This window comes from Paenibacillus sp. FSL H3-0329 (genome assembly GCF_037963285.1).
GTDB classification, from domain to species: domain Bacteria; phylum Bacillota; class Bacilli; order Paenibacillales; family Paenibacillaceae; genus Paenibacillus_AQ; species Paenibacillus_AQ odorifer.
On the sequence record NZ_CP150150.1, the window covers coordinates 6,090,639 to 6,104,997 of the forward strand.

General features: G+C 41.9%; 11 protein-coding genes and 1 riboswitch. Of the genes, 1 reads left to right on the forward strand and 10 read right to left on the reverse strand.

The window, feature by feature from the left end:
• Nucleotides 1–11 precede the first annotated feature (11 nt).
• The 6 genes from ahpC to NSQ66_RS26885 form a co-directional block, all read right to left on the reverse strand.
• On the reverse strand, nucleotides 12–575 hold the full coding sequence (ahpC, locus tag NSQ66_RS26860) for an alkyl hydroperoxide reductase subunit C (protein ID WP_036681373.1): 564 nt from the start codon (nucleotides 573–575) through the stop codon (nucleotides 12–14).
• A 249-nt stretch (nucleotides 576–824) separates the two neighbouring features.
• Nucleotides 825–1,703 carry an aminoglycoside phosphotransferase family protein gene (locus NSQ66_RS26865; RefSeq protein WP_076141931.1) on the reverse strand — a complete coding sequence of 293 codons (879 nt, stop codon included), beginning with the start codon at nucleotides 1,701–1,703 and terminating at the stop codon, nucleotides 825–827.
• A 93-nt stretch (nucleotides 1,704–1,796) separates the two neighbouring features.
• A complete protein-coding gene (locus tag NSQ66_RS26870; protein WP_143767992.1) occupies nucleotides 1,797–5,390 on the reverse strand; it encodes an alpha-amylase family glycosyl hydrolase in 3,594 nt (1,197 codons plus the stop codon).
• 254 nt (nucleotides 5,391–5,644) lie between these two features.
• Entirely contained in the window at nucleotides 5,645–6,631 is a 987-nt protein-coding gene (locus tag NSQ66_RS26875) for a phosphotransferase (protein ID WP_076099896.1), read from the reverse strand.
• Between the two features lie 85 nt (nucleotides 6,632–6,716).
• Nucleotides 6,717–8,459, reverse strand: a complete 1,743-nt coding sequence (gene thiC, locus NSQ66_RS26880; protein WP_076141930.1) for a phosphomethylpyrimidine synthase ThiC — start codon at nucleotides 8,457–8,459, stop codon at nucleotides 6,717–6,719.
• 102 nt (nucleotides 8,460–8,561) lie between these two features.
• Nucleotides 8,562–8,671, reverse strand: a riboswitch (TPP riboswitch).
• Nucleotides 8,672–8,742: 71 nt separating this feature from the next.
• A complete protein-coding gene (locus tag NSQ66_RS26885; RefSeq protein WP_076105565.1) occupies nucleotides 8,743–10,794 on the reverse strand; it encodes a beta-galactosidase in 2,052 nt (683 codons plus the stop codon).
• Nucleotides 10,795–10,964: 170 nt separating this feature from the next.
• Between NSQ66_RS26885 and NSQ66_RS26890 the strand changes: the two genes are divergently transcribed.
• Nucleotides 10,965–11,798 carry an AraC family transcriptional regulator gene (locus NSQ66_RS26890; RefSeq protein ID WP_052097339.1) on the forward strand — a complete coding sequence of 278 codons (834 nt, stop codon included), beginning with the start codon at nucleotides 10,965–10,967 and terminating at the stop codon, nucleotides 11,796–11,798.
• Nucleotides 11,799–11,853: 55 nt separating this feature from the next.
• On the opposite strand, the gene NSQ66_RS26895 is transcribed toward NSQ66_RS26890, so the two are convergent.
• From NSQ66_RS26895 to NSQ66_RS26910, 4 genes are read right to left on the reverse strand one after another with little or no spacing between them, the layout of a single operon-like run.
• Entirely contained in the window at nucleotides 11,854–12,378 is a 525-nt protein-coding gene (locus tag NSQ66_RS26895) for a hypothetical protein (RefSeq protein ID WP_076141929.1), read from the reverse strand.
• Nucleotides 12,379–12,408: 30 nt separating this feature from the next.
• On the reverse strand, nucleotides 12,409–12,909 hold the full coding sequence (locus NSQ66_RS26900) for a hypothetical protein (RefSeq protein ID WP_076141928.1): 501 nt from the start codon (nucleotides 12,907–12,909) through the stop codon (nucleotides 12,409–12,411).
• Nucleotides 12,910–12,949: 40 nt separating this feature from the next.
• Nucleotides 12,950–13,813: a hypothetical protein gene (locus NSQ66_RS26905; RefSeq protein WP_076105564.1), complete on the reverse strand. Its 864-nt coding sequence runs from the start codon at nucleotides 13,811–13,813 to the stop codon at nucleotides 12,950–12,952.
• 24 nt (nucleotides 13,814–13,837) lie between these two features.
• Nucleotides 13,838–14,359: an AAA family ATPase gene (locus NSQ66_RS26910; RefSeq protein ID WP_076141927.1), complete on the reverse strand. Its 522-nt coding sequence runs from the start codon at nucleotides 14,357–14,359 to the stop codon at nucleotides 13,838–13,840.

Genomic DNA, 14,359 nt, shown 5'->3' on the forward strand with positions numbered 1-14,359 from the left:
GCTTTCGCTCCTTAAATCTTACCTACAAGATCGAGACTTGGTTTAAGAGTTTCTGCACCTTCCGACCATTTCGCTGGGCAAACTTCACCTGGATGATTGCGTACATATTGCGCTGCTTTAATTTTGTTAACAAGAGCGCTAGCATCACGGCCGATACCACCAGCATTAATCTCAACAGTTTGAATAACACCGTCTGGGTCAATGATGAATGTACCACGATCAGCAAGACCGTCAGCTTCGATCAATACATCAAAGTTGCGGGAAACCACATGGGAAGGATCGCCGATCATAATGTATTTCACCTTGCCAATTGCTGCGGAGCTTTCATGCCATGCTTTATGTGTAAAGTGTGTGTCAGTAGAAACGGAATATACTTCAACACCTAGTTGTTTGAGGGTTTCATATTGGTTCTGCAAATCTTCTAGTTCAGTTGGGCATACGAATGTGAAGTCAGCTGGGTAAAAGCAAACTACACTCCATTTACCTTTGAAGTTTTCTTCTGTAACATCGATAAATTTCCCATCTTGAAATGCGCTTGCTTTGAATGGTAGTACTTCTGTTCCGATTAATGACATATTGTTTAATCTCCTTTGGGTTTAATTTATGAATAGAGTGGATACTATTTATAATTATTATAATTAACCAAATTAAGGCCTGTCAAGTTATTTATAATAATTCTAATATGATAATCGTTGTCAGTCGCTAAATGTTCATACAAATTCCTTTCTTTCGGATTTAAATACAACACTTTATCATCTGACTGATGCTCATTCGTGCTTATTGACTATTATGGTTTAGTTTACATGTTTTATGTAGTTCAATTTCTACAATTCGATGTCTTCTACTATTAGATTGATAATATTCAAGGATTCTTCCGCTACTGTTGGATTAGAATATCGATTTCCATTATAGGTGATCAGTGCTTTCCATAAAGCCCACCCTCTTGCTCTATTCCACGTTTGTGCATCCATGTTTAATACCTTTTTAAAGATCCTTCTACTAGCCTCATCAAAAAAAGTCCACGCCATTGCAGCATCACAAGCAGGATCACCCACCCCTAATATGCCAAAATCAATGACTGCACAAAGCTGTCCGTCTTTGACTAATATATTTCCAGGTGCGACATCACCATGAACCCAAACTGGTTCTGACTCCCATTCAGAGTCTAATGCCAGTTCCCAGATCTTTTTCAATAGACCTTCATTAAAAATATCTTTATTATGCTCAATCGCATTTCTAGATTCCTCATCATATACAGCTAAGGACCCACCTCTATAAAAATTATGCTCTCCTGCTAAAGGTCCCCCACTAGCATCAATAGACTGTAATTCACTTAAAAAGCTCCCCAAGTCTCTCGCAAATTGATTGAGATCATTAATGTTCTCATGGGATAAAGTCTCTCCCTCTAGCCACTTATTAATAGACCAAGGCCAGGGATATTCTTTGTTAGGTGTCCCTTTCGCTAATGGTGTTGAAATAGGTAACGTAAGTCCTTTCCTTAAAAAAGGTAACCATAGTTGTTCTTTCTCCACTTGGGGAACATAAGCGGCTGCACTTGGTAATCGCACACTCATCTGTTCACCTAAATGAAAAGTCCGATTATCATGCCCACTGAATTTCACAGACCTGATCTCTAAATCGGACCATTTAGGAAATTGTTCATTTATTAATCTTGCTACTAAATCGACGTCTATAGTATGCATAATATCTCTCCACATATATGAAATTGAAGCAACACCAGTTGCGGAATCCGAGCTGATGTTGCTTCTTTTTAACTATGAAATGGATACAAGGGTCTACTTCAGATAGGTTCCTGACTCTCCGATTCCACCACTACCGTTCAATACATATACACGCGCATTTCCTTTCCCGGAGCAGTTGATTGTGATCACACCGTTGGTAACGGTTTTCGTATCACCAGTGACCGCATCCACATAAGTTCCGTTAGGAATTCCGGTGAATGTTGCATTTCCTGAGATCGTAACCAAAGCAAAGCTATCGATTCCTTTGCTACTATCAGTGTATCTTCTTTTAAATGCCAAATCACCTGATACATTTTCTGTAGAATATTGGCCTTTTTGCAAAGCAGGAACAGCTCTTCTGATTAAATTAAGTTGTCTGATATGTTTCGCCAGAGGATAATTTAACGAGTCTGCAAGTGTGCCAGTAGCATTGGTATATTTACCGTAATCTTGAACAGTAACACTACCCTCAATATGATCGCCAAAGTAAGCACGGCCTGTTGTACTTAACGGTGCATTTGGACCTACATCTATGACTGATCCTTTTTTAAACTCAATTTCAGAACCATAATAGATCGCAGGTATTCCTCGGAAGGTGAACATCAGAGCGAGATTCTCAGCCCAAGTGTCCTGTGTGCCGGCAAATCTTTGATTTTCTGGTGCCTGGTCAGGTGCATAGTCATGAGAGTCAATATAAGTTACATTCCAGGTAGCATCATTATAGAATTGATCACCGCTTCTCATACTGAATGCTTCCTGAGCAGTCTTGAAGGCCCAGTGCATTGGAAAATCAATGACATCCATACCCGATTTCATCGAATAGTCAGGCGTATGATAAGTATTTCCTGTTAAAAATGCATTGTTCGAGGTAGGCTGTCCTGCTGTAGTAGAGTTATCTGCCCACTCTTGTTCCACCGATAGCTTGTTGGAAGCGTAATCATTTTGACCATCACCTGGATAGGATTTTGAGCTTTTCCAAGTATAAAACGGTGTTGATATCGCCGGAATTCCACTGTTCCAGACATCTCTGTACCGAGTAGCCACTTCCCCAAAGACAAAGAAGTCTGAGCCTCCTCTTGTTTTCCATGCCGGCACAAAATATTTGTTAAAAATATACCGGCTTACATGCTTTACAGTATCGACCCGAAAAGCATCCACACCCATATCAATATATTGATTATAGCTGTCGATTAGATACTGATTCACTAGAGGATTTTCTGTGTTTAAGTCTACACAGTCTCCCGCAATCTGTCCTGTCTGGACGGTGTAAGACTCCCAAGAAAGACTTTTTTCCGTATGGTAAATGTTATTGTTAGTCTCCGCAGTCTTCATTAAGGCAAGTCTTGCCTGATATTGCTGATCAGGGGTCATGGAATCATAGTTAGCTGGCAGCTTATCCGTAATTTTGAGCATGTTACTCACGGTGTCCGCCGCCGCCGGATCTTTTTTGAACATCGGGAACAGATTTTCTTCTCCAAAATTACCGGTATGATTGACGACAATATCTTGAATAACCTTTATCCCTCTCGCGTGTGCTGCATTGATCAAATCCTGATAAGATGCCCCTGCGGATTCATATCTTGGATCTATTTTCGCAAAATTTATTGCATGGTACCCATGATAATCATAACCGCTGGCATTCTGCACCACAGGTGTAATCCAGATGGCACTGAATCCTAAGGCTTTAATGTAATCGAGCTTTTGAATCAGTCCTTTGAAATCCCCTCTCCAAGCTGGATCAGAGTCCGGATTTCCTGCCTTGGCATCCTCCCATGCATGCTCGTTGTTACTGGAATCACCGTCATAGAACCGGGAAGTGATTACAAAATAAATCGTATCTTCACGAAAATCGCCCTTATTACCAATGTTATAAACAAAACTCTGTTTGGTTTCATTTCCGGCACCATCGATCACAAGGAATTTTAAGGTTGTCGTCTTGTTAATCAAGATAGACGGTCCCGCAAGAGATGTTAGTGCATTGCCTGAAATATAGACTTTTGAACTCGTTGTTGGTTCCGTACCATTATCTGTGTAATATGCTGTGGTTGTTGCCGCCTTGTTGTCTTTTATATTAAAAGATACGGAAACCGCTGAGCTCGAATTCCCAACAGGCAGATTCGCAGTGATAATCGGAGCTTGCAAATCGGCATTCAGATCAATCACATAAGCAAAAGAGCCTACATTACCCGCTTGCCCTATAGAGTTAACGCCGAATGCTTTGATAGTCAAAGAAGAAGGTACTTGGATTGGAGTCGTATACAACGTTGAGGTTGTCGTAGGTGTTGATCCGTCGGTCGTATAATAAATTTTATCGCCGCTATTTGTACTGGATAGGGTCACCGTTTGGGCAGAATCATAGGTTTTGGGCACAGGAGAGACGGATATCACCGGAACCTTAGGAACGTCTGGATTGGCGTCATACCATACGTTATCTGAGTTATACCAGCCCTCTTTTACGCTGCGAGATAAGTCGCCCGTTTGTTTGCCATTGCCGTCATTAAAGATCAGGCTTGCACCTGTAGCATTCGGAACAGTATAGCTATACCAATCGTTTCCGTCCGATTTCATCAGTATTCCCGGCCATGCTCCACTAGTCGGAACGGTTGCCGGATTCAGATTCCAGTAATGGATGCGGATCGCTGCATTCCAGCTTGCTGGTTTCTTAAAGTGAACGGTTAGCCCCGCTGAAGTAGGTGTAGGTGTTGGCGTCACTGTTGGCGTTGGTGTAGGAGTTACGGTAGGTGTTGGCGTTGGTGTGGGTGTTATGGTAGGTGTTGGCGTCACTGTTGGTGTAGGAGTTACCGTAGGTGTTGGTGTCACTGTTGGTGTAGGAGTTACCGTAGGTGTTGGTGTCACTGTTGGTGTAGGAGTTACCGTAGGTGTTGGTGTCACTGTTGGGGTAGGAGTTATCGTTGGTGTTGGTGTAGCTCCGGCCGAAAGGGTCACATAGTCGATATTAATATTCCCGCTATCATCTGAGTCATATTTATAAGCAAGCGTGTTATTTCCTGCCTGTAAGGAGAGTGTTTCTGTTTGGTCTGCCCATGTATCCCAGTTGGTCAGGTTGGCTAATGTTGTCTGTGTAACCTTTATTCCATTGACATAAATGGACACCTTTTTAGCACTGCCGGATGCATTAGCATAGTGAAGCGTGGCATTATAGGACCCTTCTGCGGAAGCCTGGACGTTAAAAGTGGCAGTTGCTCCTGTAGTTGTGTATCCATCAACAAAACCGGTGCCCGAATATCCGATGTGATTCGTATTTACTTTTGCACCACCAGACAGGGATGCACTCTCTGCTTCGTATTTCCCGGCAACCGGAATAACCACCGTCCAGTTCTTCCCGCCGTTATTGTCCCAACTATCCGTTGGAGCCGTGATGTGATAACAATAAATTAGGGTGGCACCTTCCTGAACATTGAGGTTGGCGGTGAACGTGGTTCCATTTTTGGTCATCACCGTGTCCGTAGTATTAGCCCAGTTATTCGTAGTCCAATGTAAGGTCACAGCTGTCGCTGTAGGATTGGTATAGGTGACTGTATGATCCGTATTGCTGGCCGATGCTCCACCCGATAAACCAAATAAACTAAAAATGAGCGAAAAAATAATTAACCACGAAATATAACGCCTGGATTGTTTGGATACCAAGTAAATAACCTCCTCATAATTTTAAGTGCAGCTTACGATTTTAAGCGCTATCGTGGTGTGCAAACGTTTGCAAAAATGAGAAAAAAAGAAATACTTGATAGTTTTGATCTCCTCCTTCCATGATAAATAAGGAAAAAGCTCATTGAATGCGTTTACAAATAGCTCTATATGTGGTGGATTTTCCTTGTTAAGATTATAGGCGCCAAACTTTGGCTGGTCAATGCATCTTTTAGGCTATAATTCAATCGTTTTCACTATAAGTTCCCTAAGATAGCAGGTAAATTGTTCAGGTTCTTAGCCAGCCAATTCATTTCTTTTGCAAAACGTTTTGGAGGTACACTATGTTTGTCCATCGCGGCATTAATCCACCACGGGCTTTCCATATACCACAACAACTGCAATGATTTTGTTAAATCCCCCTGCTCCACCGTTCGTTCCTCACGATATCCGTCAATAAATGCTGAAGCTAGTGCTCCATCTAAATCTTCATCTAAAGCACATGACATCACTGCTCGCGCCACATCTAGCTGCGGATAATCATATTTGAACCGATCAAAATCTAGAATTGCAGACAATTGGCTATCTTGAAATAAAAGATTATCAACCCATAAATCACGATGTGCCCATCCAGCTTCAAGTCCTTCGAATATTTCCGGATCTATTTCTTCAGTCGCTCTTAGTTGTATCTCTAGGTCAGTGATGAGTGAGGTTTTACCCATTTCCTTTGATTGTTGTAGGAGTACATTCCAATGTTCTAAACGTTCCTCAGGGCTTTGTGGAATAAATTGTGGGGTTCTTTTCAAACTAATGGTCCCATCATTTAATAAACGATGCATTTTACCTGTGGCACGACCCAAATCAAACATTTGATGGATATTAATCTTACCCGGCTCTATGACACGGCCTTCACAATATTCCATTGCCATAAACGTTTCTCCCTGATCTGATTCCAGTAAAACATTATTGTTATAAGCCAACAATCCGGGACATGGGAGCCCCTGTAGATACAATCTTTTCTGTTGAGAAAAGGCAAAGTTCAGCTCTTCTGGGTTATACAATTTATATCTTTTTTTGTTGTATTGTTTAAGTAGAAATTGCCCTGAATCCGTTGTGATTTTCCATTTAAGATTTAACCAGCCACGTTTTATTGGGGTAGCATGAAGGACTTTCAATCCAAAAAAATGATAGAAACTATTACTTAAATCCTCTAAAATGGCTTCCTCTGAACGAATCGCTTCCATTTCATCAACTCCTATCTATTCAAAGTATAAAAGAAGAAGCCGCCAATGACGACTTCTTTTAGATATTTCTTTTTAGCAGAAAAAGTTATCTATAAATGAGGCTCCCGCCTTGGAGAAACTCTTCTGCCTTCTCTTGCATTCCTGATTCAATTCTCGTCGAATTACGGATATTATGAGAGATCTTCATACTGCAAAATTTCGGCCCGCACATGGAACAGAAATGAGCTGTTTTAGCGCCTTCCGCAGGCAATGTCTCATCATGATATTCGAGCGCTCGCTCAGGATCTAACGATAAATGAAATTGATCACGCCAACGAAATTCAAAACGGGCTTTCGAAAGAGCGTTATCCCGGTCTTGTGCTCCTTTATGCCCTTTCGCCAAATCTGCGGCATGTGCCGCTATTTTATAAGTAATGACCCCTACACGTACATCTTCCTTATTAGGCAGGCCAAGATGCTCCTTCGGAGTTACGTAACATAACATTGCTGTACCGAACCAACCAATCATCGCTGCACCTATAGCAGAGGTAATATGATCATACCCCGGCGCAATATCTGTAGTCAGTGGACCTAACGTATAAAAAGGGGCTTCGTTGCAAGTTTCAAGTTGCTTATCCATATTCTCTTTAATCAAGTGCATCGGCACATGTCCTGGACCCTCTACCATCACCTGTACATCATGACTCCAAGCCATAGCTGTTAATTCACCTAACGTCTCTAACTCGGCAAATTGTGCTTCATCATTCGCATCAGCAATCGAACCCGGACGTAATCCATCGCCTAGGGAAAAAGAAACATCGTACAGCTTCATGATTTCACATATCTCTTCAAAATGTGTATATAAAAAGTTCTCTTGATGATGCGCAAGACACCATGCCGCCATAATGGAGCCACCTCTTGAAACAATACCTGTCATACGTTGTGCCGTCAACGGGATATAACGAAGCAGAACTCCCGCATGAATGGTAAAATAATCCACCCCTTGCTCCGCTTGCTCAATGAGCGTATCACGGTATACTTCCCACGTTAAATCTTCCGCTTTCCCATTCACTTTTTCCAAAGCTTGATAAATAGGCACCGTTCCAATAGGAACAGGAGAATTACGGATGATCCACTCGCGTGTCGTATGGATGTTTTTACCTGTGGAGAGATCCATTATATTGTCTGCACCCCAGCGGGTAGCCCATCTCATTTTCTCCACCTCTTCCTCTATGGATGAGGATACTGCGGAGTTTCCAATATTGGCATTGATCTTTACCAAAAAATTACGCCCAATAATCATTGGTTCACTCTCTGGATGATTGATATTCGCTGGAATGATGGCGCGACCGCGGGCTACTTCATCTCTTACAAATTCCGGTGTCACATTCTCACGAATCGCAACGTATTCCATTTCCGAAGTAATAATCCCTTTGCGTGCATAATGCATTTGAGAGACATTATGCCCCTTTTTCGCTCGCAAAGGTTTTCTATGGAGCGCTGGAAACACTTCCGCCACAGCTTTTCCCGTTGCATTCCCGTTATCTTCAGGCTTCACGGTTCTTCCTTCGTACGCTTCCACATCCCCTCGTTCCTCAATCCAGCTTAGACGATTGGGCTCTAACCCCTGACGAATATCAGTATGAATATTAGCATCCGTGTAAGCCCCACTTGTGTCATAGACATGAATTGGGGCATTCTCCTCTTCGCCGTCTATGCCCGCAGTTGGACTAAGTGAGATCTCCCGCATAGGCACCTGAATATCAGGCCGTGAACCCTTTACATACACTTTTTGACTTGCTGGAAAAGCTGATAAATTGATTGGATCGTTGTTCAATTCGCTTGTCATCTCAATTCCTCCTATAAGGTGATTTGATCAAGCGGAGACGGTCTACTCCCCACACATAGAAAAGGCCACATCTGTATAAGATGAGGCCTTAGAGTAGACAAATAGAAATAGAGCTCCATTTCCTCCGCTGGCATTATCCAGATCAGGTTTGACGGTCGATAGTTATAACTATCCTCTCAGCCTGGTCCCACCAAGCTCCCGTAACTATATAATTGCTACTTCAAAGTATAACCGAAAAGAGAGAATTATCCAAATCCACTCAAATGTGAGATCAATGTGTACGTTAGTATAACACCAATACCCCAAATCCTTCCAGAAGCACCTCGCCCGACAATGTTGTGCCGCTCAGTAAATCTGTTTTGGTCTCATGAAGATGGATCGTGACAGGAGTCTCACTATAATTAAGCAAAAAAGCATAACTGGAAGAAGCTCCGGTACGGACTTGCAGCTCTACCTCTTCTGGGAGCTTCAGCCAATTTGCTGGCGATTGTAGATCCATTAAATTTATGATCTCAGCCGCTGCCTGTTCGTTAAATACGGCTCCGTAATACCAAACCTCACCCTTGCCGCGACGATTTCTAGTTACCGCCGGTTTTCCCGCATAATAATCAGAGGCGTAAACCGCCATCACTTCAACCGAAGCTTCCTCTATTTTGAGAATATCATTAAAGTCATCTGCTCCTGTAACGACTTCGGTCGCGCCCGACCAGCTAATTGTTGTTGGCTGACGACTGCCCTTAACCATTGTGAATTCTTCAACTGTGATCCCGCATTGATCCTTAGCAGTACCTGGGAAAGGACGCATATAACATTGACCGCGCTCATCCTTATAGCCAGTTCTACAGCCGAAGATCAGTTTGCCGCCTTGTTGAACATATTCATCCAGCAGAGACGCTGTCTCATCTGTCATAATCGCTGGGTGAGGATAGATAAGCACGTCGTACCTTGCAAGCTCCTCCAGCGTTGTTTTTTTGCGCAGATAGAGCACGTCATTCGGGATATGCTTCCGCTGAAGAGCCTTGTACCACTCCTTATTGCTCTTCCACATAAACGGGCCATGCCAAACATCGTATTCTCCATCCCACTCATTGTCATAATCACGAACAATAGCAACGTTAGCCTGATTATGAGTACCGATAAACGCTTGACCTGCTGCTGCCAGCTCCTGACCGATCTGCCCCGCTTCCCGCACTCTCCGGTTAGGCTGATTATGATAGTCATTGATTCCATGCCAATAAATTTCATTGCCCATCGTAGCTGTCCGCCAGCGGAAATATAACACCATATCTGCCCCATGAGCGATCGACTGATAAGTCCATAACCGCATCTGCCCGGGCTTTGGAGAAGGCATATCCATCCGGTTCACCCAGCCACCCGGGCCCGACTGCTGCTCCATAATGCAGAAATTCGGGGATATCGAACGAACAACAGATAACGACAGTCCCCAGCCTCTATCATTCAGCGGATTCCGCTCATTCGGGTCATAAAAAATAGTAGAGAACTGAGGATAGGAATCATAGCTGAAGAAATCCAGCAGTTCATCCGTCATTTCATGGCTATCGAGATGACCGAACAGACCGTTCGTGGTTACCCATTGCTTAGGGGCAAGTTTACGAATGATATCCGCTTGGTTTTTGGCAAAAGAAATTGTATTGTCCGAAATAAACCGTTTTTCATCCAATGCCTGATGAGGATTGGGTTGCTTCGGTACTGGAGTCGGACGTGGAAGATAGACCTGAGACCAGTCACTATAGCTTTGATTCCAAAAAACAGCTCCCCATGCCTCGTTCAAATGCTCAAGCGTAACATATTTCTGCTGTAGCCATTCCCGGAAGGCCTTATGGTCACTCTCCGAATAAAATTCACTGATCTCACAGTTGAGCTCATTATCAATTTGCCAGCCAACTACACCCGGATGATTGCCGTAATGTTCAGCCATTTGTTCTGCAATACGTGCACACAGTTCCCGGTATTTAGGACTGCTGTAATTATAATGGCGGCGCATGCCATGCTGAAGTGTAACACCTTCGTAGGTTACATTTAATACTTCTGGATATTTATCAGTCAACCAAGCTGGAGGCGTTGCCGTCGGAGTACCAAGTACAACCTGAAGACCATATTTATGTGCTAGATCAATCGCCCGATCAAAGAGCCCGAACTGAAACTCCCCTTCTGTGGGTTCAAAAATAGACCAAGCAAACTCCCCCATCCGAATGATCGTAAAGCCGAGTTCACGCATCCGGCGATAATCGTCCTCCCACATGTTTTCTGGCCAGTGCTCCGGATAATAACAAACGCCAAGCTCGAATTTTTCAGTTGCGACAGGTTTCTTCATCATTACCTCCAAAGTATTAAAAATATGCTTTCAATATTTTATAATTCTATTGTAGTATCAATGATAAGAGGTCTTATATAACAAAATATTGCTATCATATAACAATCTTGCGTTTATTGCCTTAATCCAACTTGCGCTCTGTTGCGCTACAGAAATGGGTGCTGCCAAACATGAAGAAACAATGGTATTTGCCGACACCGGCTTTTTCAAAATATGTCTGTTATCCTGAATTTTTGGGACATTACACTCACTTTCCACAACATACAGAGAGAAGAAGCGAAGGGTTTCTGGGGAGTTATAACCTGCATTTGATCTTTGGTGGGGAGGGTTATGTATTCCATGAGGGCGAACGTATTCCGATGAGTAGAGGACGAGGTTTTCTGTACCCAAAAGGGGCTTATCAGCAATACGGCTCTGACCCAGGCGAGCCTTGGGATGTCCGATGGGTTCATTTTAATATTGAAATCGTCCTCCCCTTATTAGAGGAAGTGGACCAGTCCCGTGCATACCTGTTCACTTTTGATTTGGATGCTAAGCTGGACGAGCTATTCGAGGAAATGTACCTACTGAGCGCTTCCTACGTGACCCGTAGCGAGCCAAGACTATCTGCTCTGCTGTATGAGCTTCTAGTTAAATTGCTGCAGAACTCCGAGCCGCTTCACGGCTCAGTACCGCACGAGGTTAGACAGTCCATCCGGAGTGCTGCAGATATCATTCATGTCGAATGTGCCAGCCCTTGGTCTCTGGAATCGATGGCAAGATTGACCGGGTACAGCAGCTATCATTTTCTAAGGCTGTTCCGGGTGGTTATGGGCAAAACTCCAAACCGTTATTTAACCGATTGTCGGCTGGCTAAAGCCAAGCTTTTACTGGTTTCCACAGGACTCTCCATTGCTCAGGTTGCGACTCAGTCCGGTTTTGCCCAATCCAGCTATTTTATTAAAGTGTTCAGAAGGTTTGAAGGCATGTCTCCTGTGAAATACCGGCAGGCTTTTGGGGCGTAGACGATCTTCCTTCAGTCCGTAGAGATTCAATCTTAGTCTCTTGGACTTATCACCCTTAAAGATCATCCTTAAGAGAAATTTCACTCTCAATATCTAAACTTATTGTTTCGGAATGAATCTCCCCTTCATTATCATTCCATGTAATAGATAAAGTGGTGTTTTCATAATTTTGTCTATTTTTATTTAATTCGTCATACGAATACGGACCTGTTATAGACCCGATATCAGTGTTACTTAATATTGAAACGGGTCCATCCGTTGACCTAGCTTCATTTACAAGAACTGTTTCATCCTTATTATTAGTGTTTTTTTCATTGACTTCATACTTATAATAGCTACTATTCACTAAAGCGCTTGGGTCTCCCTTGAACACTAACTTCCCATGTCCCCGTAAAATTTTGCTAGATGAAATTATTATTTTGTAATCTAAAACATCCCATGTATCCCCTGTGCCCTTAAGCGTATATACTTGAACACCAGTGTTTAAATTTGTTTCGAACTCTTTATTGAAATATAAATAACTCCATATCGCATTCGAAATAATAACCACAGCTACAAGCACTAGGATTAGTTTTTTCATATCTGCTCCTTTATAAATACTCCCCAGCCATTATTTATATCTTAAATTCCATTCTTTTGACCAATTCGGAAATGCTTCTCCGGTCAATTCTTCGAGTGTTTTTCCATCAATGGTGTAAACCCAGCCCATATGTAATTCATCGAAATCAGGAAAACTATAGCCTCCTATCACTTCATCGTCTGCTTCTAGCAGAAAAATCAGGGTTTGTTTTTTTGTATTATCCTTCTCGTTATCTAAGGGGTGGTTTTTAACGATTAACTTACTTGTAGTTATTTCCTTACCTATATAATCGATTGGATCAACACTTTGAACACTCCAATATTGTATGTATGGCATTTCCGTCAGCAGTTTTTTATCTAATAAATATTCAGAAACAATTCCTTCATTACTAATGATCAGATAGCCCATATCGGTAATAAATTGTTCAGCTTTGCTATATTCTTTTTTTGAATTATCGCTAATTTCCTCATCACTACATCCCAATAAAAAGATTAAGAATAACGGAATTATGATTCTCCTTAATTTTTTCATAGGTTCTCTCCTTGCATTGTTTATTATCTCCGCGCTCAATTTATAGATTAATCTTATTGTATGAATTTAGTATCATCAAACTCTTTAGCGTCTTATAGGCTCTCCATTCCAACCTCGCTGTTTCACCGGGAGGCTCCCATTTTATCTGCCATCCTCCATCATCCTCCTGTTGGTATTCTAATACTTTTAAATGATCAAGAATGGTTTCATCAGAAAATATGCTGCTACAGTAAGAAGTTGGTGATGGCGAAAATTCTAGAGGAGAGAGTCCATAACTGTGGGATGCGGCATCCAAGCAAAAAAAGTTGGCAGTAATAAGCTCCTTAGATAATTTTTGAAATAATCCTTTGATAAAATCCGATTGAGGTAAGCTTTCCAATAAATAAAATGCAGTTAAAATTGTATGCGCATCATCATAGGCTTGTGAGTGAATATCTTCCAAACAAATTTCTGTCGCTTTATCAAGCCAGGAATGTTCTATCCCTTGCCATTTAAGAAGCCCGACAAGACCAGTAAGTCTGCTAAATGATGGCTCTGGAGAAAGAGGGTTATTCCAATGTTCTGCTCTTGGATAGTTCGATGATGAAGGAAATATTGTTGGAATCCCTTTTTTTAAGTCAGCATGCTTTGAAATATAATCACATGCTTTTTGAGAGAGTTCTTCGTCTTTTATGTTACAGTCATATAAGAAACGTAGTGCAAATTCCATGAAAAGTGGCTGACTACCGGGTGCCCGTAAATCTGGCTCTATTGCATTTCCAAACCCACCATCTTCGTTCTGGTAGGCTATTAGAGAAGTCACAACATTGCTTATTGATCCACCGTGGAAAATATATTCAAAAACCCTTCTTTCTAATAATCTGCCATGTGTCCAAATGAAATGGGCTGCTTTTTCAAAATCCATCTGTTCCCCTCCTCAAAATTTACGCTAAGCATTTAAGTATTCAATGACACTTTTAATATAGGATTCAATCGGTTCCTTTGTATTAACAATATGTATTCTGACATTAGAGGGCTTTTTAGCATTTTCAATAATTTTAAGTAATGTCTCTTCAGAAGGCACTCTTTCAATCTGGCTAATCATTCTTTTTCTATTTCGCAGTCTATTATTGAGCTCGTCATAGTCATTTAATAAACATTCTACATATTTATATTCCGCATTATATTTCTGGGTCAGATTCAATCCTCTCTCTATCATCTCAGAGTATAAACAAGGGCTATCGAGTATAACATTATGACCTTGAGATAAGTGAAAATCTATCAAGGCCCATTCAATGTCATACGAAATTCTTCCAACTTCCTTGAACCCAGTGTTTGCTCCAAGTGATTCCATAAGAGAAGACTTTACAATGTCGTGATCAAGAATAACAGCAGAAGTATGCTGCGCTATTACTCTGGCTAATGAAGACTTTCCTGATCCGGGGTATCCAGACATCTGAAGAAAAAACAA

Bases quoted from the DNA above. Each gene is read 5' to 3' on its own strand.
- ahpC (WP_036681373.1), bottom strand. From the start codon at position 575: ATGTCATTAATCGGAACAGAAGTACTACCATTCAAAGCAAGCGCATTT.
- NSQ66_RS26865 (WP_076141931.1), bottom strand. From the start codon at position 1,703: ATGCATACTATAGACGTCGATTTAGTAGCAAGATTAATAAATGAACAA.
- NSQ66_RS26875 (WP_076099896.1), bottom strand. From the start codon at position 6,631: ATGGAAGCGATTCGTTCAGAGGAAGCCATTTTAGAGGATTTAAGTAAT.
- thiC (WP_076141930.1), bottom strand. From the start codon at position 8,459: ATGACAAGCGAATTGAACAACGATCCAATCAATTTATCAGCTTTTCCA.
- NSQ66_RS26885 (WP_076105565.1), bottom strand. From the start codon at position 10,794: ATGAAGAAACCTGTCGCAACTGAAAAATTCGAGCTTGGCGTTTGTTAT.
- NSQ66_RS26890 (WP_052097339.1), top strand. From the start codon at position 10,965: ATGAAGAAACAATGGTATTTGCCGACACCGGCTTTTTCAAAATATGTC.
- NSQ66_RS26895 (WP_076141929.1), bottom strand. From the start codon at position 12,378: ATGAAAAAACTAATCCTAGTGCTTGTAGCTGTGGTTATTATTTCGAAT.
- NSQ66_RS26900 (WP_076141928.1), bottom strand. From the start codon at position 12,909: ATGAAAAAATTAAGGAGAATCATAATTCCGTTATTCTTAATCTTTTTA.
- NSQ66_RS26905 (WP_076105564.1), bottom strand. From the start codon at position 13,813: ATGGATTTTGAAAAAGCAGCCCATTTCATTTGGACACATGGCAGATTA.